This window comes from Cupriavidus sp. HE11 (assembly GCF_056097175.1).
Genome location: NZ_CP184464.1, coordinates 834517 through 853392, shown reverse-complemented (window position 1 = coordinate 853392; position 18876 = coordinate 834517). Strand labels below are relative to the sequence as shown.

Here is an 18876-nt window from a genome sequence, read left to right as displayed (position 1 = left end):
CACCCGGCGCAGACGCCAGGCGGCCGCGGTCAGCCGGCCTTGGGCTCGCGCGGCTTGAGCACCGCCAGCGCGAGCATGCCCCCCACCACGCCCCAGAAGGCCGATCCCACGCCCGCCAGCGTCATGCCGGACGCCGTGATCATGAACGTCAGCAGCGCCGACTCGCGCTCGGCCGGCGTGTGCATGGCCACGGTCAGCCCGTTGGCGATCGATCCCAGCAACGCAAAGGCAGCCACGGCCACCACCAGGGCCTTCGGGAATGCCGCGAACAGCGCCGCAATACTGGCGGCCATCACGCCCATCACCAGATAGCCGACCCCGCAAACCACGGCCGCCATATAGCGGCGGCGTGGGTCTGCGTCGGCCTGCGGACCGGTGCAGATGGCCGCGGTGATGGCCGCCAGGTTGATGCCGTGGGAGCCGAATGGTGCCAGGATGGCCGATGCGATGCCCGTCACCGCGATCAGCGGGCTGGCCGGCACGTGGTAGCCATCGGCACGCAATACGGCCAGTCCCGGAATGTTCTGGGAAGCCAGCGCCACGATGAACAGCGGCACGGCGATGCTGACAAATGCCGCCAGCGAGAACGTCGGCGTGGTCCACACCGGCAGCGCCACCGCGAAATGAAACTGCTCGAAGTGCAACAGGCCCATCGCCCCGGCCAGCACCACGCCCAGGGCCAGCACGCCCGGCACCGCGTAGCGGGGCCACCAGCGCCGCCCCACCAGGTAGGCGGCAAACATCGCCAGCAGCAACACCGTCTGGTATTGGGCCTGCACGAACACATCCACGCTGATGCGGAACAGGATGCCGGCCAGCAAGGCCGATGCGATGCTGGCGGGCAGCGCCTTCATGAGCTTGTCGAACCAGCCGGTCAGGCCCGCCGCGGTCATCAGCAACGCCGCCATCAGGAAGGCGCCGATCGCTTCGGAATAAGGCACGCCAGGCAGGCTCGCGATCAGCAGTGCCGCCCCGGGCGTGGACCAGGCCACCACGACCGGCACGCGCATCACCAGCGACAGCCCCAGCGTGGTCACACCCATGCCGATCGACAATGCCCAGATCCACGAGGCAATCTGCGGATCGGTCAGGTGCGCCGCCTGGCCGGCCTGGATCATCAGCACCAGCGAACTGGTATAGCCGGTCAGCATGGCGATCAGCCCGGCCACCAGCGTGGAAACGGAAAGGTCGGACAGCCGGATGGTGGGGGCGGGGGTCATGGGGTGTCGTGCTGAAGCGGCGCGGAAGGCGGTGGGCCGGTATCTTCGCACGGGATGCCGGGGTGACCGAGGTTTTTCTCCCCTCTCCCGCCTGGCGGGAGAGGGGCGGGGGAGAGGGCCCGGCCGTTCAAATATCCGCCGTGTCGGCAAGCAGGGCCTTTACGCCCTCACCTCCGGCCCCTCTCCCACGGGGTGGGAGAGGGGAGCAACCCGGGTGGCAGGGCTGACCCCGTCAGTCGGCCACCTTGTCGCTCGGGAACTTGAACGAGTCGCGCAGCAGGTAGCTCATCGGAATGTCCAGCGTGATGCCGTTCGGCGGGATCGGCTGCAGGAACCACTTGCGGTACAGCTTCTGGGTTTCCTGGTCGTAGATCGACGCGACCATGGCCTTGTCCACGATCTTCTTGAACTCGGCGTCGTGCTTCGAGAGCATGACCGCGTACGGCTCGATCGTCAGCAGGTCGCCGGTCACGGTCAGCGATGCCGGGTTCTTCGCGTTGGCGCGCAGGCCGAACAGCAGGACATCGTCCATCACGAAGGCGTCCGCCTTGCCCGATTCGACCATGGCAAAGGCCTCGGCGTGGTCCTTGGCCTCCACCACCTTCCAGCCCATGGCGCCCGAATCGTCCATCTTGCGGATCATTTCCAGCGGCGTGGTCTTGGTGGTGGACACCACGGTCTTGCCGCGCAGGTCAGACCATTTGCGGATGCCCGAGTCCGACTTCACCAGCATGCGGCTGCCGGCGATGTAGTGCGGAATGGTGAAAGCCACCTGGTCGCGGCGCTCCCGGTTGTTGGTGGTCGACCCGCATTCCAGGTCGGCCTTGCCCTCGACGATGGCCGGGATACGCGAGGCCGGCGTCACCGGCACCCATTCCACGCGCAACTGCGGCAGCTTGAGCTGCGTGCGCACGGCGTCGGCCACCTTCAGGCACAGGTCCACGGCGTAGCCCATCGGCTTGCCGTCCGCCACGAACGAGAAGGGTACCGAGCTTTCGCGATGGGCAATGCGGATGGCCCCGGTCTGCTGGATGCGCAGCACCACGGAATTTGGCATGGCCGCCTGCGCCGCCGGTGCGGCAGGCAGGCAGAGCAAAGCGGCTAGGGAAAGTACGACAGGCGCCATGCCTCGAAGCGAGGCACGGCGCGGCAGGCCCGAATTGGTCATGAATGACACCCGTCGAAAAATTTTCTGGGAACAACTCTGGCGGCGTCTTGCGCCACCGCTGGCCGGATGGGTCCGGCTCTATGACTGCTGCTACTGGGTACTGCTGTCGTTGTGCTTTTCAGGAATTTCGGAGAATTCCGATGCTCCCGATTGTTCCACGGGCGACCATCTCGGCACAACAGCCGCCGCTAGTGCACACGTTCAACGTTCCTGGCACGCAACGCTCCGGGCGGGGGCAGGTTGACGAGGAGTTTCCCTTACGGATTTGTCCGACTTCTGGTGTATCGCGCCGCTGGCTATGCTTCAGTCGTGCCTTGCGAGCAGGGCACCGAGGAGAGACTCTTGGGGCCCGTTCAGGCGAACGGGCCTTTTCTTTTTACGGGCCGGTTTCCAGGCGGGCAAACGTTGCGGTGCTGCCCTGCGGCGGCTTGGCCGGCTGCTTCTCCAGGCTGCTTCCTTGTTGGCCGTTCCGGCCCTGCAGACCCGCCGGGGGACGGGTGGCAGCGGCGGGGCGCCCGCGTCGTCTACAATTCGGGCCTGCCTTTGCGCCAGACCCTGGGGGTCGGGCGCCGCTTACCCTTCCTCGCAATCATGGCCCTGTTTTCCATTACCGATGCCCAGTTGGCCTTTGGCCACGTGGCGCTGCTCGACCATACCGATTTCTCGCTCGAAGCCGGCGAACGCGTTGGCCTGATCGGCCGCAACGGCACGGGCAAGTCGTCACTGCTGCGGATCGTGGCGGGTTCCTCCGCGCCCGACGACGGCCTGATCGCGCGCCAGAGCGGCGTGACGTCGGCCTATGTTGCGCAAGAGCCACAGTTCGAGCCCGGTCTGACCGTGTTCGATGCCGTCAGCCAGGGCATGGGCGCCGCCCACGACCTGCTGCTGCGCTACGACGCCGCGCTGCTGAAGCTGGAATCCCATCACGACGAGGCCACGCTGGCCGAACTGCACCGCGTGCAGGCCGAACTCGACGCCGCCGATGCCTGGCAGCTGCGCACTCGCGTGGAAACCACGCTGGCCCGGCTGGGGCTGGACCCGCATGTGCGCGTGGATGCGCTGTCCGGCGGTCTGCAGAAGCGCGTGGCGCTGGCGCAGGGCCTGGTCGCGGAGCCCGACATCCTGCTGCTGGACGAGCCGACCAACCACCTCGACGTGGAAGCCATCCGCTGGCTCGAAGACCTGTTGCTGGGCTTCCGCGGCAGCGTGCTGCTGATTACCCATGACCGCGCCTTCCTGGATCGCGTAGCCACGCGCATCGTCGAACTCGACCGGGGCAAGCTGCTGTCGTTCCCGGGAAACTTTGCCGCCTACCAGGTGCGCAAGGCCGAACTGCTGGCAAACGAGGCCGTGGAGCAGGCCAAGTTCGACAAGCTGCTGGCGCAGGAAGAAGTCTGGATCCGCAAGGGCGTGGAAGCACGCCGCACGCGCAGCGTGGCGCGGGTGCAGCGGCTGGTGGACATGCGCACCGAACGTGCCCAGCGCCGCGAGGTGCAGGGCAACGTCAAGCTGGAAGTGTCGCAGGGCGACCGCTCGGGCAAGATCGTGGCGGAACTGACCGACGTATCCAAGTCGTACGGCAACAAGCCGGTGGTGCGCGGCTTCACGGCCACCATCATGCGTGGCGACAAGGTGGGCCTGATCGGCCCGAACGGCGCCGGCAAGACCACGCTGCTGAGGCTGATCCTGGGCGACCTCGCGCCCGACGCCGGCACGGTGCGCAACGGCAGCAACCTGCAGGTGGCGTATTTCGACCAGATGCGGTCGGCGCTGGACCTGGAAAAGTCGCTGGCCGACACCATCAGCCCCGGCAGCGACTGGGTGGAAGTCAACGGCCAGCGCAAGCACGTGATGAGCTACCTGGGCGACTTCCTGTTCGCGCCGGAGCGCGCGCGGTCGCCGGTCAAGTCGCTGTCCGGCGGCGAGCGCAACCGCCTGCTGCTGGCGCGCCTGTTCGCTCGCCCGGCCAACGTGCTGGTGCTGGACGAACCCACCAACGACCTCGACATCGACACCTTGGAACTGCTGGAAGAACTGCTGCAGGACTACAGCGGCACGGTGTTCCTGGTATCGCACGACCGTGCGTTCCTGGACAACGTGGTGACGTCGACGATTGCCGCCGAAGGTGACGGCCAGTGGCGCGAGTCGGTGGGCGGTTACTCCGACTGGGAGCAACAGTCGGCGCGTGCCCAGGCGCTGCAGGCCGCCAAGGCCGAGCCCAAGGCTGCCGAGGCGCCCAAGACCAGCACGCGCGAGGCGCGTGGCGCCAACCGCACGGTCAAGCTGTCGTACAAGGAACAGCGCGAGCTGGATGGATTGCCGGAACGGATGTCGAGCCTGGAAGCCGAGCAGAAGACCATCGGCGCCCAGCTTGAGGATGGCTCGCTCTACGCCACCGATCCGGCGCGCGCGGCCGAACTTGCCACGCGCCACGACGACATCGAGATGGAACTGCTGGAGGCGCTGGAGCGCTGGGAAGTGCTGGAAAAGAAGACCAGGGGCGAGGGCGCCTGAAGCGAGCCTTGTGGTCTCCCCTCTTCCATGAAATGGGAGAGGGGCCGGGGGAGACGGAAGTCAGCCGCAGTGCCGCCTCACCCGCACCACGCCAGCACCATATTGGTCAGGTCGACCATGAATGCCGGGCGCAGGTAGGCCAGGAACCCCAGCGTCAGCACCACCGCCAGGGCCAGATAGCCGGCACCACGCGCCCAGCTCATCTCAGGCGCCCACCGGTTGCGGGCGCACCAGCGCCTGCTCCCGGATCGGCAGGTTCACCAGCGCGGCCAGCACGCCCAGCGCCATCGCCAGCAGCCATACCGTGCTGTAGCTGCCAGTGCGGTCAAACAGGTAGCCGCCCAGCCACGCGCCAAGGAAGCTGCCGATCTGGTGCGAGAAGAACACCACGCCGGACAGCATCGACAGGTACTTCACGCCGAACACCTGCGCGATGATGCCGTTGGTCAGCGGCACCGTGGACAGCCACAGAAAGCCCATCAGCGCGGCAAAGACCCAGGTGCTCCAGGCCGTCAGCGGCAGCATCAGGTAGCCGGCGATCACCACCGACCGGGCGATATAGATCGACGACAGCAGGTAGCGCTTCGGCATGCGCTGTCCCATCGCGCCGGCCGTGTAGGTGCCGAATACGTTGAACAGGCCGATCAGCGCCAGCGCCACCGTGGCGATCTTCACGTCGACCAGGCCGCGGTCCTTCAGGTACGGTGCCAGGTGCACGCCAATGAACACCACTTGGAAGCCGCACACGAAGTAACCCAGCGTCAGCAACTGGAAATTGCGGTTGCCAAAGGCTTCGCGCGTGGCTTCGCCGATGGTCTGCTGATGACCACCCGTGCTGGCGGCCATCTTCGGCTCGCGCAGCGTCAGGGCCAGGGGCAGCATGAAGCACGCCAGGAAGGCCAGGACAAACAGCGCGTTCTGCCAGCCGGTGGTGGAAATCAGCGTTTGTTCCACCGGGATCATCAGGAACTGGCCGAACGACCCGGCCGCGGCGGCAATGCCCATGGCCCAGACGCGCTTTTCGGCGCTGGCCACGCGGCCAATCACCCCGTAGACCACACTGTAGGTGGTGCCGGACTGGGCAATGCCGATCAGCACGCCGGCGCCGGTGGCGAACGCCGTGCCGCTGGTAGCCATCGCCATCACGATCAGGCCGGCCACATACAGCGCCACGCCGACGATCATGATGCGCATTGCGCCGAACTTGTCGGCCAGCGCGCCCGTAATTGGCTGGCTGGCGCCCCACATCAGGTTCTGCAGCGCCAGCGCAAAGGCGAAGGTCTCGCGGTTCCAGCCGTGCGTTTGCGTGATGGGCAGGTTGAACAGGCCAAAGCCATGCCGGATGCCCATGGAAAGGGTGACGAGCAGGCCGCCGCACACGAGCACGGTGGTCAGGGATAGTTTGCGATCGGTCATGTCGGGCTCGGTATTGTCTCTATTGTTTTGTTCGTTTTTTTCGTGGCGTGAACCCGGCGGGCCGCTGGCATCTGGCTGGCGATGGGGTGGTGCCGGGGGGCGCCCTCGTAGTCGGCGCCTAGTTTAAGCCGGGCACCGGATTTGTGCCGGACTGCGAATTTCCGGGGCTTTTCAAAAAGGATGACCGCCACGGCCATCCATTACAATGCAGCGCATCCCGGCCGCCGACGGCCGGCAAGACCAATATCCGTATCGACTCCATGGCGAGCAAAACCAGTCAGTACAGCGAATCTTCCATCCGGGTCCTGAAGGGCCTGGAACCGGTCAAGCAACGCCCCGGCATGTACACCCGTACCGACAACCCCCTGCATATCGTGCAGGAGGTGATCGACAACGCCTCGGACGAAGCGTTGGGCGGCCACGGCACCGAGATCCTGGTCACGCTCCACAAGGACGGCAGCATCAGCGTGGAGGACGACGGCCGCGGCATTCCGGTGGGCATTCACCCGGAAGAAGGCGTGCCAGTGGTGGAAATCGTCTTCACGCGCCTGCACGCGGGCGGCAAGTTCGACAAGGGCAAGGGCGGCGCCTACGCGTTCTCGGGCGGCCTGCACGGCGTGGGCGTGTCCGTGACCAACGCGCTGGCTACGCGCCTGGACGTGACGGTCTGGCGCGATGGCTCGCAGTCCACGCTGACCTTCGAGCATGGTGGCGAAGTCACCCGGGCGCTGGCATCGCGCAAGATCGAGCGCGGCGAAAAGAAGAACGGCACGCGCGTCCAGGTGTGGCCGGACGCCAAATATTTCGATTCGGCCGCCATTCCGATGGCCGAACTGCAGCGCCTGCTGCGCTCCAAGGCCGTGCTGCTGCCCGGCGTGAAGGTCACGCTGGTGCTGGAAAAGACCGGCGAGCAGACCGCCTGGCAATACGAGCAGGGCCTGAAGGGCTATCTGGTGGAAGCGCTTGCCCAGGGCAGCGGCGCGGAGCTGGTGATCCCGATGTTCGAGGGCGAGCATTTTGCCGATCCGGACAAGGTCGCCGGCGAGGAAGGGTTTGCCGAAGGCGAGGGCGCCTCGTGGGTGGTGGCCTGGACCGAGGACGGCGCACCGGTGCGCGAGTCATACGTGAACCTGATTCCCACGCCGGCCGGCGGTACGCATGAGTCCGGCCTGCGCGAAGGCCTGTTCCTGGCCGTGAAGAGCTTCATCGAGATGCACTCGCTGCAGCCCAAGGGCGTCAAGCTGATGAGCGAGGACGTGTTTGCACGGGCCTCTTTCGTGCTGTCGGCCAAGGTGCTCGACCCGCAATTCCAGGGCCAGATCAAGGAACGCCTGAACAGCCGCGATGCCGTACGCCTGGTGTCCACGTTCAGCCGTCCGGCGCTGGAGCTCTGGCTGAATCACCATGTCGACTATGGCAAGAAGCTGGCCGAACTGGTGATCCGCCAGGCCCAGGCCCGCACGCGCGCCGCGCAGAAGGTGGAAAAGAAGAAGGGCTCCGGCGTGGCCGTGCTGCCCGGCAAGCTGACCGACTGCGAATCGACCGATGTCACGCGCAACGAGATCTTCCTGGTGGAAGGCGACTCGGCTGGCGGTTCGGCCAAGATGGGACGCGACAAGGAATTCCAGGCCATTCTGCCGCTGCGCGGCAAGGTGCTCAACACCTGGGAAACCGAGCGTGACCGCCTGTTCGCGAACAACGAGGTGCACGACATCGCCGTGGCCATCGGCGTGGACCCGCATGGTCCGGAGGACGAGCCCGATCTGTCGAACCTGCGCTACGGCAAGATCTGCATCCTGTCGGACGCGGACGTGGACGGTGCGCACATCCAGGTGCTGCTGCTGACGCTGTTCTTCCGCCATTTCCCGAAGCTGATCGACCTGGGCCATGTCTGCGTGGCGCGCCCTCCGCTGTTCCGCGTCGATGCGCCGGCACGCGGCAAGCGGCCCGCGCAGAAGCTCTATGCGCTGGACGAAGGCGAACTCGAAGCCATCCAGGACAAGCTGCTCAAGGATGGCGTCAAGGACGGCGCCTGGCAGATTTCGCGCTTCAAGGGCCTGGGCGAAATGAACGCCGAACAGCTCTGGGAAACGACGATGAACCCGGACACCCGTCGCCTGCTGCCGGTGGCACTGGGCGAATTCGACCTGCTGCAGACGGTCACCATGATGAACATGCTGATGGGCAAGGGCGAGGCGTCGCAGCGCCGAACCTGGCTCGAAGAAAAGGGCAACGAGGTGGTGGCCGATATCTGACGGCGCCAAATCTGGAGGAACGACGATGCAGGAACGAGCAGGGCAACAGCGGAACAGGCGGATCAAGGCACAGGCAAGGCGCCTGGCCTGCACGCTGGCCGTGCTCGGCGCGTTCGGCATCGCCGCGCCGGCCCATGCGGAACTCTGGGGCTATATCGACGGCGAGGGCGTGGCCCACTTCGCCGATACGAAGCTCGACAGCCGCTACAAGCTGTTCATGAAGGACGGCGGCCAGTTCGATTCGGGCAACCTCGGGCACCGCGGCGTCATCACGCTGCCGGACAAGACCAGCCCGTCGCGCGACAAGCTGTTTCAGTATCTGCTCAACCACCCGAACCTGCGCACGGTCGACCCGATCATCGCGCAGGTGGCCGAGGCCCAGAACGTGGACCCGGCGCTGGTCAAGGCGGTGATGGCCGTGGAAAGCGGCTTCAACGCGTCGGCCGTGTCGCCCAAGGGTGCCATCGGGCTGATGCAGGTCATTCCGGATACCGGCGCGCGCTTTGGCATTGCGGCCGACAAGCGCCGCACGGTGGAGCAGAAGCTGGCCGACCCGAAACTGAACATCTCGGCTGGCGTGCGTTACCTGCGCTTCCTGATGGAACTGTTCCCGAACAACCTGGAGCTGGTGCTGGCCGCGTACAACGCCGGCGAAGGCGCGGTGCAGCGCTACAACAACCAGATCCCGCCTTACCCCGAGACCCGCCAGTACGTGAGCACCGTGCTGGAGTTCTACCGCCTGTACCAGCCGGCGGCGGGCGGCGTGATCCGTACCGGCGTGGCGGCAGACCGCGTGCGCATGGTGATCGGCGGCGGGCGCCGGCCAATGCCCTGATGGGGCCCGACTGGATTTCGGGCGCTATTTCCGGCGGCATCGTCATCCACTTCCTTTAGAATCCCACGCTGACCGCAAAACAAGCGGGATGTCCGGCGCGCCCGCGCCCGGCATGCCGAACCCTTGCCAACCATGGATCAAGCAGATACTACGTTTCAGCCCGAAGAGCCGGCCGATTCGCTGACGCTCGCGCGGTACGCCGAGCGCGCCTACCTGGATTACGCCGTGAGCGTGGTCAAGGGGCGTGCCCTGCCCGAAGTGGCGGACGGCCAGAAGCCCGTGCAACGCCGCATTCTCTATGCGATGCAGGCGATGGGGCTGCGCGCCGACGCCAAGCCCGTGAAGTCGGCCCGCGTGGTCGGCGAGGTGCTCGGTAAATTCCACCCGCACGGCGACCAGTCGGCCTATGACGCCCTGGTGCGCCTGGCCCAGGATTTCTCGCTGCGCTATCCGCTGATCGACGGCCAGGGCAACTTTGGCTCGCGCGACGGCGATGGCGCGGCGGCCATGCGCTACACCGAAGCCCGCCTGACCCCGATCTCGCGCCTGCTGCTCGACGAGATCGACATGGGCACGGTGGACTTCCTGCCCAACTACGACGGTTCGGAAGAAGAGCCCAAGCTGCTGCCGGCGCGCCTGCCGTTCGTGCTGCTGAACGGCGCATCGGGCATCGCCGTGGGCATGGCCACCGAAATCCCGCCGCACAACCTGCGCGAAGTGGCAGGCGCGGCGGTGGCGATGATCCGCAACCCGAACATCTCGCTGGCCGAACTGCTGGCGATCATGCCGGGCCCCGACTATCCGGGCGGCGGCCAGATCATCTCGCCGGCGTCGGAAATTGCACAGATCTACGAGAACGGCCGCGGCAGCCTGAAGGTGCGTGCGCGCTGGACCATCGAGGAAATGGCGCGCGGCCAGTGGCAGATGGTGGTGACCGAACTGCCGCCGAGCACATCGGCGCAGAAGGTGCTCGAGGAAATCGAGGAAATCACCAATCCGAAGATCCGCACCGGCAAGAAGGCGCTGACGCCCGAGCAGACCCAGCTCAAGACCACGATGCTGGCCGTGCTGGACGCCGTGCGCGACGAATCGGGCAAGGACGCCCCGGTGCGGCTGGTGTTCGAGCCCAAGAGCAAGAACACCGACCAGCAGGAATTCATCCAGACGCTGCTGGCCCATACCAGCCTGGAATCGGGCGCGCCGATCAACCTGGTGATGATCGGCACCGACGGGCGTCCGCGCCAGAAGGGCCTGCAGGATATCCTGCGCGAGTGGATCGAGTTCCGCTTCGCCACGGTCACGCGCCGCACGCGCTTCCAACTGAGCAAGGTGGAAGACCGCATCCATATCCTGGAAGGGCGGATGCTGGTGCTACTGAACATCGACGAGGTGATCCGCATCATCCGCGAAAGCGACGATCCCAAGCCCGCGCTGATCGAGGCGTTCCGCCTCAGCGACCGGCAGGCCGAAGACATCCTGGAAATCCGCCTGCGCCAGCTGGCACGCCTGGAAGCGATCAAGATCGAACAGGAACTGGCGAAACTGCGAGACGAGCAGGCCGAGCTGGACGTGCTGCTGAAGTCCGAGACCATGATGCGTCGCAAGATCATCAAGGAGATCGAGCAGGACGCCAAGCAATACAGCCCGGAAGACAAGGACCCGCGCCGCACGCTGATCCAGGAAGCCAGCCGCGCTGCCGCCGAGGTGAAGGTGATCGACGAGCCGGTGACGGTGATCATGTCGGGCAAGGGCTGGGTGCGTACGCGCCAGGGCCATGGCCACGATCCGTCGCAGTTCACGTTCAAGGCCGGCGACAGCCTCTACGCCACGTTCGAATGCCGTACCGTCGACACCATGCTGGCGTTCGGCAGCAATGGCCGGGTCTACTCGGTAGCCGTCTCGGGGCTGCCGGGTGGCCGTGGCGATGGCGTGCCGGTGACCACGCTGATCGACCTGGCCGCGGGCTCGCAGATCGCCCATACGTTTGCGGGTGGCGCCGAGCAGCGGATGCTGATTGCCACGGCCGGTGGCAATGGCTTTGTCACGAAGGTGGGCGACATGATCAGCCGCCAGAAGGGCGGCAAGGCGTTCGTCACGCTCGATGACGGCGACACCATCCTGCAGCCGCAGCCGGTGGGCGAGGAAGCCACGCACGTGGCGTGCTTCTCGGCCAATGGGCGTCTGCTGCTGGTCGGGCTCGACGAGGTCAAGGTGCTGTCGGCCGGCGGCCGCGGCGTGATCCTGATGGAGCTGGAAACGAAGGAGGCGCTGGAACAGGCCGTGCCGGTTGGCGCGCCTGGCCTGATGATCTCGGGCACCGGCGTGCGTGGCGGCAAGGTGCCGCCGCAGAAGCTGGCCGGCAAGACGCTGCTGCCGTATGTGGGCAAACGTGCCCGCAAGGGCAAGGCCATCGAGCCGCGCCTGAAGGAAGTGAAGCTGGAACCGGTGAAGATTTCGGAGTAATTTCGAAGATCCCGACGGTTTGCACCCCTCTCCCGCCAGCGGAAGAGGGGCGGGGGCGGGGCGGGGGAGAAGGCATCGAGGTTCTGCTTGTCGACGGATCGCAATTCGAGTCGCCTGACACTCTCCCCCAACCCCTCTCCCATCAATGGGAGCGGGGCGCCAGTCTGCGGAAGGCAGCAAGCCATCGCCAGTCGCGACCCCCTCTTGCCATTTCGTGATGCCTCGCGCCAGCCCGGCGGCGAGTATCTGCCGTACCATGTCGGCACCCTGCCCATTCCGCATGGCAGGCGATCATCGTCACGGTCATGTCCTCCACGCCCCTGCTAGTCGAGCCGACGCTCGCCCCGCCTCCCAACGCCCGTACCCTGTTTTTCGAGTTTGCCCGCATGGGCCTGTCCGGCTTTGGTGGCGTGCTGCCGTTCGTGCGGCGGTCGGTGGTGGAGCGCAACCGCTGGCTTGATGATCGTGATTTCGTTGAAATACTAAGCCTGGGCCAGGTGCTGCCGGGGCCGAACGTCATCAACCTGGCGTTGATGCTGGGCCTGCGCTTTGCCGGCCTGCGCGGCGCCGTGGCCGCGTTCAGCGGACTGGTGTTCGTGCCGATGGTGGTGGTGTTGTGCGCGATGGGTTTGTACCTGCGCTACCAGGACGTGCCGCAGGTGCGGCAGATGCTGTCCGGCATGACGGCCGTGGCGGCCGGGCTGGTGCTGTCGACGGGCGTGAAGCTGGCGCAAAGCCAGCCGCGTTCGGTGCGCGCGCTGGTGGTGGGCCTGGCGGCGTTCCTGGCCATCGGCTGGCTGCGCTGGCCGCTGCTGCCGGTCATGGCCGTGCTGGTGCCCGTGGCGCTGGTGCTGGAATACCGCGCCATGCGCAAGGGGGCATGATGGCGTCGCCCGAAATCCTGCGCGACCTGCTGGGCCACTTCGGCATGTTGTCGCTGCTGGCCGTGGGCGGTGGCGGCACGGTCATTCCCGACATGCACCGGTATCTGGTGGAAGCCAACCACTGGATGACCGACGAGCAGTTTGCCGCGCTCTATGCCATCTCGCAGGCGTCGCCGGGGCCGAATATCCTGTTCGTGGCGCTGTTTGGCTGGCAGGTGGCCGGCGCCGCCGGTGCGTTTGCGTCGATGCTTGGCATCTGTGGCCCGTCCAGCGTGATTGCGCTGGGCTTCGAATACTTTGCCGGACGCTCGCCGCACGCAGTCTGGCCGGTGCTGATCAAGCGCGGCCTGTCGGCGCTGACCATCGGCCTGCTGCTGTCGACGGGATGGGTGCTTGCCACCAGCGTCGACCATACCTGGACGGCCGTGGCGGTGACGCTGCTGACGGTGGGGTTGATGCTGAAGACGAAGATCCACCCGCTGCTGCTGGTGGCCCTCGGTGCGGGGGCAGGGTTGCTGGGGCTGGTGTAGCCAGCCCCAGGGTCCACGGTACGGCGAAGATTACTTCAGCGGCAGCACGAGGATGCTCATGGCCGCCGGCCGGGCGCGCATGGCGGCCAGCCAGCGCTCCAGGTTGGGCCGTGGCGCGTGCGGGACGGGCGTGCCCATCCAGCGATGCGCGGCGCAGGCCAGCGAGATATCGGCCATCGTGAAGCGGTCGCCGCCGATGAACTCGCGGTCGGCCAGCGCGGCGTCCAGCATCTTCGCGAGCGGTTCGGTGCGTTCGCGCGACTTGTCGATCACGGCCTGGTCGCGCTGGCCTTCGGGCGTGCGGACCATCTGCAGGAAGGCCTGCACCATGGCCGGGCTGAAGGTGGTGGTCTGCCAGTCCATCCAGCGGTCGGCCGATGCGCGTGCCTTGACGTCCGACGGCCACAGCGTGTCTTCGCCATAGCGCGCGCACAGGTAGCGCACGATCGCATTCGACTCCCACAGCACGAACGGCTCGCCGGCCACGTCGGTGTCGCGGAAATCCTCGATCACCGGGATCAGCCGGTTCGGATTCAGGCGCACATAGGCCTCGGCGTCGAGTTCGCCCTTGTGGTTGCCGATGTCGATGCGCTCGTGGTCCAGGTGCAGCTCGCGCGCGCACCAGACCACCTTCTGCACGTTGATCGACGACAGGCGGCCCCAGATGCGCAGCATGGTTTGCGGCTCCTCCAGATCCATGTCGGCGGTCTTCCTCAGGCTGCGCGCGGTTGCGGGGCGGCCTTGGCGATGGCTTCGCGGAACAGCTCGCCCAGGATCGACACACCTTGCTCGATGCGGTCCTGCGGCACCGTCACAAAGGCCAGGCGCAGCGTGTTCATGCGCGGGTTGCCGGCATAGAACGGCGCGCCGGGCACGTAGGCCACGTTGCGGCGCACCGCTTCTTCGAGGATCGTCATGCTGTTCAGGCCTTCCGGCAGTTCCACCCAGATGAACATGCCGCCTTCGGGCGCGTTCCAGGTCACGCCGGCCGGCATGTGGCGCTTGAGGGCGTCCAGCATGTAGGCGCACTGCTTGCCGTAGAGTTCGCGGATGGTCGGGATGTGGGTCTCCAGCAGGCCGTCCTTGACCGTCTCGTAGGCAATGCGCTGCGTGAAGGTGGGCGTGTGCAGGTCCGATGCCTGCTTGGCCTGGCACAGCTTGAAATGCAGTTCGGGCGGGGCGATCACAAAGCCCAGGCGCATGCCGGGGGCCAGGATCTTCGAGAACGAGCCCATGTAGATCACGCCGTCCGGGTTCATCGACAGCAGCGTCGGCAGCGTGCTGCCGGTATAGCTGAGCTCGCCGTACGGATCGTCTTCCACCAGCAGGATGCCCAGTTCCTGCGCGCGCTTGACCAGCGCCTGGCGGCGCTCCAGCGGCAGGCGGCGGCCCGTGGGGTTCTGGAAATTCGGCAGCGCGTACAGGAAGCGCGCGTTGGCGGTCAGTTCGGCCGTCAGCGCCTCGGGGATCAGGCCCTTTTCATCGGACGGGATCGAAACGAATTCCGGCTCGAACAGCGAGAAGGCCTGCAGCGCGCCCAGGTAGCTCGGCGTTTCCACCAGCACCGGGCTGCCCGGGTCGATCATGATCTTGGCGATCAGGTCCAGCGCCTGCTGCGAACCGGTGGTGATCAGCACACGCTCCACGCCGACGTTGTAGCGCTTTGCCACGAATTCGCGCAGCGGCAGATAACCTTCCGTGGCCGCGTACTGCAGGGCGCCCTGGGGGTTATCCGCGAATACACGGGCCACAGCCGCTTCCATGGCCGCTACCGGGAACGACGCCGGGGAGGGCAGGCCGCCGGCGAACGAAATGACTTCCGGACGCTCGGTGACTTTCAGGATTTCGCGGATGGCCGAGCTGGTCAGTTGCTGCGCCCGGCGGGAGATGGCCCATTTCATGATTGGTCTCGTGGTGGGGTAATTCAGGGGCAGGGCCCGCGGGCCCTGCCTATGTCTCTAATACGTATGGTCTGCAGGGTACGGCTTCAGGTTTCAGATCTCGACGATCATCTCGATCTCGACGCAGGCGCCCAGCGGAATCTGCGCCACGCCAAAGGCGCTGCGGGCGTGCTTGCCCTTTTCGCCGAATACTTCGACCAGGAATTCGGAGCAGCCGTTGGTCACCAGATGCTGTTCGGTGAATTCCTGCGTGGAGTTCACCAGGCTCATCACCTTGACGATGCGCTTGACGCGGTTCAGGTCGCCGATATGGCCGTGCAGCGTTGCCAGCAGGTCGATGGCGATGCTGCGCGCGGCCTGCTGGCCGCTGGCGGTGTCGATATCCTTGCCAAGCTTGCCAGCCCAGGGCTTGCCGTCGCGGCGGGCGATATGGCCCGACAGGAAGACGGTGTTGCCGGTGGTCGCGGCCATCACATAGGCAGCGGCGGGGGCGCCGGCGGTGGGCAGTTCCACGCCGAGTTTGGCAAGGGTGTCGTAGACGGACATGCGGTGACTCCTGTCAGTGAATGCGTCCTGGAAGAACTGGGGGCGTTTCTCCGGCCACGGGGGCCGGCGGCGTGGCGGGTGCGGTGTTGCGCACGGCGGCGCGTCGGCCAAGGGCCACCACGGCGATCACCGCAACTGCAAAAGCGACGGTGGCGGCATCGAGGGGCTCGGCCAGGATCACGGCGCCGCCCGCCAGCGTGAGGAACGGCTGCAGCAATTGTATCTGGCCTACGCGGGCCACGCCGCCTTTTGCAAGGCCCGCGTACCAGAACAGAAAGCCGATGAACATCGAAAAGATCGACACATAGGCCATGCCGGCCCATGCACGCGGCGAGGCGGCGGCGATTTCGCCGGCATGCCCCAGTGTCAGCCACGCCACCACCGGCACCAGCACCGGCAGCGACACCACCAGCGCCCACGAGATCGTCTCCAGCCCGCCCAGTTCGCGCGACAGCTTGCCGCCTTCGGCATAGCCAAGTGCGCCCAGCACCACGGCCAGGAACAGGAACCAGTCGGCATGCTGCAGGCCGCCGGCCCCTTGCCACAGCGCAAAGCCGACCACCAGGGCGCTGCCTGCCAGCGCCGACAGCCAGAATCCGATCGACGGGCGCTCGCTGCCGAACCAGGCCGCGAACACGGCCGTGGCCAGCGGCAGCAGCCCGATCACGATGGCACCGTGCGCGGCCGGCACTTCACGCATCGCCAGCGAGGAAAACACCGGAAAGCCCACCACCACGCCCAGCGCCGTCACGGCAAGCCGCGGCCATTGGCGCCCGCGCGGGCGCTTTGCCGGTGCCAGCGCGCCGCGCGCCGACAGCAGCGCCAGCGCCAGTACGGCAGCGATCACGGCCCGCGCCAGCGCCACGAACGTGGCATCCAGTTCGGCCACGGCCATGCGCGTGAACGGCAGCGTCTGGCTGAAGATCGCCACGCCGACAAAGCCCAGCAGCATGCCGCCGGAATGAGGAGAGGGGTTCTGGCTCATGATATTCAGGGGCGCATCAGTGGGGGTGTGCGGCGGCCACGGCCATCCACAGGGCGGTCAGCGCCAGCGCCAGCCCCATCGCACCGTTGAACCAGCGCACGCGGCTACCCTGCATCAGCCACTGCCGCAGCGATGCGCCCAGCACGCCATAGGCGCCGTTGCTGAAAAAGCCGAAGGTGGCAAACAGCGTGCTGACCAGCAGCACCCGCTGCCCCAGCGACGGCGCGTTGTCCATGTACGACGCGGCCACGGCCAGCGCCATCATCCACGCCTTGATATTGGCGAACTGCATGGCAATCGATTGCCAGACGGTCATCGGCTTGAGCACGTTCTTTTCCGCCAGCGACGTGCTGCGCGCAATGCGCAGCGCCAGCCACAGCAGGTACAGCACGCCCACCACGCGGATGGCTGCTGCCAGCATCGGGCTGGCCAGGATCAGCGCGCCCACGCCCGTGGCGCACAGCGCGATGATGCTGGCAAAGCCGACCGACACGCCGACGCAATGCGGCAGCGTGGCGCGCAGGCCGAAGTTGGCGCCGGTCACGGCCGCCACGGTGGTGTTCGGGCCGGGGGTAAAGGCGCCCACTGCCAGCAGCGTCACCAATGCCAGGAACTGGGCCATCGACAGGCCCGTGAGCCAGGTTTCCATGCCGGTCATGCGAAGTTGACGACCACGCGCCGGTTGGTGCGGCTCTTTTTCTCGATCTTGGTCACGACCATCGCGCCAATCTCGCCGGTATTGGCTACGTGCGTGCCGCCGCAGGGCTGGCGGTCCACGCCGGGAATCTCGACGATACGGATCGTCGATGTACCCGCCGGCGGCGCCGCGCCCACGGTGCGCACCAGGTCGGGCTGGGCGGCCAGTTGCCCGGGCGTGATGCGGTCGATGTTGACCGGCGTTTTGGCGTCGATCAGCGCGTTCAGCTGTTCGGTCAGCACGGCCTTGTCGAGCGTCGATTCGGGCAGGTCGAAGTCAATGCGCGCCGAATCGGGCGAGATGCTGCAGCCCGTGACCGGCACCGGGATCAGCGACCCCAGCAGATGCAGGCAGGTGTGCAGGCGCATCAGCCGGTGGCGGCGCGCCCAGTCGATCCTGACCTCGACGCGGTCGCCCACGGCCAGCGCGGGCGCATCGGCGGCGGGCACGTGCAGGATGCGGGTGCGGTCATCGGCGTAGACCGTGTCGGTCAGCGCCACTACACGGCCATCGGCGGTGCCCAGCGTGCCGGTGTCGCCGGCCTGGCCGCCGCTGCGCGCGTAGCAGACGGTCTGGTCGAGTTCGATGCCGGCGTCGCTCACCGCCACCACGGTGGCCTGGCAGTGGTCGAGATACGCGTCGTCGTCGAAGCGCTTGGCGGTAGTGGCGGACATCGGGGGGCTCCTTCGGTGTGTCTTGTCGGGTCTTGTTGTGTTTGGGTCAGCGCAGGGTCTTGATGCCCGCTGGAGTGTCGATATCGGCCGTCAGCAGCGGCGGCCCATCGGTCTGGTCGATCTCGATCAGGTCGGTGGCGCCAATCCAGGCCAGGCCCTGCCGCAGCAGTTCCGCTTGCGGATGCTGGCCGCGCAGCCGGCGCAGGGCCAGGTCCTGGCGCGGCAGGCTGATGCCGGGGTGGTTGGCGACGTCCCACTGGATCAGCGTCGGGAACAGGCCATCGCCAGCGCTGGCCGCCTCGCCATGCCACGCAGGCAGGCGGCCGTCCTCGGGCACGGTCAGGCGCCAGTGCAGCGCGCCCCGATCCATCGGAATGGCCGGGGCGATGCGATCGGGGTACTGCGACTGCCAGCGCGACAGGTCGGCGGGGCGCTCGACCCGGGCCGCCCAGTGCGCCAGGAACGGGCCATCGCGCAGGCGCTGCTGCATCAGGTCGCTGTCCAGGCCGAACCAGCGCGGACGGTCTGGTGCCGAGGCCGCCGGGTCGATGGCGATCACTTCCAGGTACATCCCGCCGAACAGGCCCAGCACGCGGTTGTGCGTGCCCATGCGCGGGTGGGCGCCGCCGCCTTGCGGGGCGATGCCAAGCAGGTTGGCGACATGCCCGGTGCCCGACTCCAGGTCGGGGGCGGCAATCACGAGGTGGTCAATGGCGAGTTTCATCGTTGGTTGATGGTAGTCAAGCTTGTCGGTACAGTACCGATACAGTTCAGCAAATCGTCTTCAG

17 protein-coding genes are annotated in these 18876 nt (G+C 66.8%); 6 read left to right on the top strand and 11 right to left on the bottom strand.

Annotation, left to right across the window (positions count from 1 at the left end; translation table 11 throughout):
- Nucleotides 1–29: 29 nt before the first annotated feature.
- A complete protein-coding gene (locus tag ACOABP_RS04005) occupies nucleotides 30–1220 on the bottom strand; it encodes a benzoate/H(+) symporter BenE family transporter (protein WP_474227059.1) in 1191 nt (396 codons plus the stop codon).
- A gap of 232 nt (nucleotides 1221–1452) precedes the next feature.
- Nucleotides 1453–2388 carry an amino acid ABC transporter substrate-binding protein gene (locus ACOABP_RS04000; RefSeq protein ID WP_474227058.1) on the bottom strand — a complete coding sequence of 312 codons (936 nt, stop codon included), beginning with the start codon at nucleotides 2386–2388 and terminating at the stop codon, nucleotides 1453–1455.
- A 591-nt stretch (nucleotides 2389–2979) separates the two neighbouring features.
- On the opposite strand from ACOABP_RS04000, the gene ACOABP_RS03995 reads away from it, so the two are divergent.
- Nucleotides 2980–4902 carry an ATP-binding cassette domain-containing protein gene (locus ACOABP_RS03995; protein WP_474227057.1) on the top strand — a complete coding sequence of 641 codons (1923 nt, stop codon included), beginning with the start codon at nucleotides 2980–2982 and terminating at the stop codon, nucleotides 4900–4902.
- 77 nt (nucleotides 4903–4979) lie between these two features.
- Here the strand turns inward: ACOABP_RS03995 and ACOABP_RS03990 are convergent, their stop codons facing one another.
- Complete coding sequence (locus tag ACOABP_RS03990) at nucleotides 4980–5105, bottom strand: hypothetical protein (RefSeq protein WP_255366006.1); 126 nt, start codon at nucleotides 5103–5105, stop codon at nucleotides 4980–4982.
- 1 nt (nucleotide 5106) lies between these two features.
- Complete coding sequence (locus ACOABP_RS03985) at nucleotides 5107–6318, bottom strand: MFS transporter (protein WP_474227056.1); 1212 nt, start codon at nucleotides 6316–6318, stop codon at nucleotides 5107–5109.
- Nucleotides 6319–6578: 260 nt separating this feature from the next.
- Here ACOABP_RS03985 and ACOABP_RS03980 point away from each other — a divergent pair, with 260 nt between their 5' ends.
- From ACOABP_RS03980 to ACOABP_RS03960, 5 genes are all read left to right on the top strand, one after another.
- Nucleotides 6579–8573 (top strand): DNA topoisomerase IV subunit B, encoded by a 1995-nt coding sequence (locus ACOABP_RS03980; RefSeq protein WP_474227055.1) that lies wholly within the window; start codon nucleotides 6579–6581, stop codon nucleotides 8571–8573.
- 25 nt (nucleotides 8574–8598) lie between these two features.
- Nucleotides 8599–9408: a lytic transglycosylase domain-containing protein gene (locus ACOABP_RS03975; protein ID WP_474227054.1), complete on the top strand. Its 810-nt coding sequence runs from the start codon at nucleotides 8599–8601 to the stop codon at nucleotides 9406–9408.
- A gap of 132 nt (nucleotides 9409–9540) precedes the next feature.
- A complete protein-coding gene (gene parC / locus ACOABP_RS03970) occupies nucleotides 9541–11871 on the top strand; it encodes a DNA topoisomerase IV subunit A (RefSeq protein ID WP_474227053.1) in 2331 nt (776 codons plus the stop codon).
- A 305-nt stretch (nucleotides 11872–12176) separates the two neighbouring features.
- Nucleotides 12177–12755 (top strand): chromate transporter, encoded by a 579-nt coding sequence (locus ACOABP_RS03965; RefSeq protein WP_066733282.1) that lies wholly within the window; start codon nucleotides 12177–12179, stop codon nucleotides 12753–12755.
- Entirely contained in the window at nucleotides 12755–13285 is a 531-nt protein-coding gene (locus ACOABP_RS03960) for a chromate transporter (protein WP_474227768.1), read from the top strand. Before ACOABP_RS03965 ends, ACOABP_RS03960 begins: the two co-directional genes overlap by 1 nt.
- Before the next feature lie 30 nt (nucleotides 13286–13315).
- Here ACOABP_RS03960 and ACOABP_RS03955 read toward each other — a convergent pair whose 3' ends face one another.
- The 7 genes from ACOABP_RS03955 to ACOABP_RS03925 all read right to left on the bottom strand — a co-directional run bounded on the left by ACOABP_RS03955 (nucleotide 13316) and on the right by ACOABP_RS03925 (nucleotide 18812).
- A complete protein-coding gene (locus ACOABP_RS03955; RefSeq protein ID WP_474227052.1) occupies nucleotides 13316–13960 on the bottom strand; it encodes a glutathione S-transferase family protein in 645 nt (214 codons plus the stop codon).
- A gap of 38 nt (nucleotides 13961–13998) precedes the next feature.
- Entirely contained in the window at nucleotides 13999–15186 is a 1188-nt protein-coding gene (locus tag ACOABP_RS03950; RefSeq protein WP_474227051.1) for an aminotransferase-like domain-containing protein, read from the bottom strand.
- Between the two features lie 93 nt (nucleotides 15187–15279).
- A complete protein-coding gene (locus ACOABP_RS03945; RefSeq protein ID WP_474227050.1) occupies nucleotides 15280–15732 on the bottom strand; it encodes a RidA family protein in 453 nt (150 codons plus the stop codon).
- A gap of 13 nt (nucleotides 15733–15745) precedes the next feature.
- Nucleotides 15746–16717 carry a DMT family transporter gene (locus ACOABP_RS03940; protein WP_474227049.1) on the bottom strand — a complete coding sequence of 324 codons (972 nt, stop codon included), beginning with the start codon at nucleotides 16715–16717 and terminating at the stop codon, nucleotides 15746–15748.
- Between the two features lie 16 nt (nucleotides 16718–16733).
- A complete protein-coding gene (locus ACOABP_RS03935; RefSeq protein ID WP_474227048.1) occupies nucleotides 16734–17366 on the bottom strand; it encodes a LysE family translocator in 633 nt (210 codons plus the stop codon).
- A 5-nt stretch (nucleotides 17367–17371) separates the two neighbouring features.
- Nucleotides 17372–18088 carry an alanyl-tRNA editing protein gene (locus tag ACOABP_RS03930; RefSeq protein WP_474227047.1) on the bottom strand — a complete coding sequence of 239 codons (717 nt, stop codon included), beginning with the start codon at nucleotides 18086–18088 and terminating at the stop codon, nucleotides 17372–17374.
- A 46-nt stretch (nucleotides 18089–18134) separates the two neighbouring features.
- Nucleotides 18135–18812 (bottom strand): VOC family protein, encoded by a 678-nt coding sequence (locus ACOABP_RS03925; protein WP_474227046.1) that lies wholly within the window; start codon nucleotides 18810–18812, stop codon nucleotides 18135–18137.
- Nucleotides 18813–18876 lie beyond the last annotated feature (64 nt).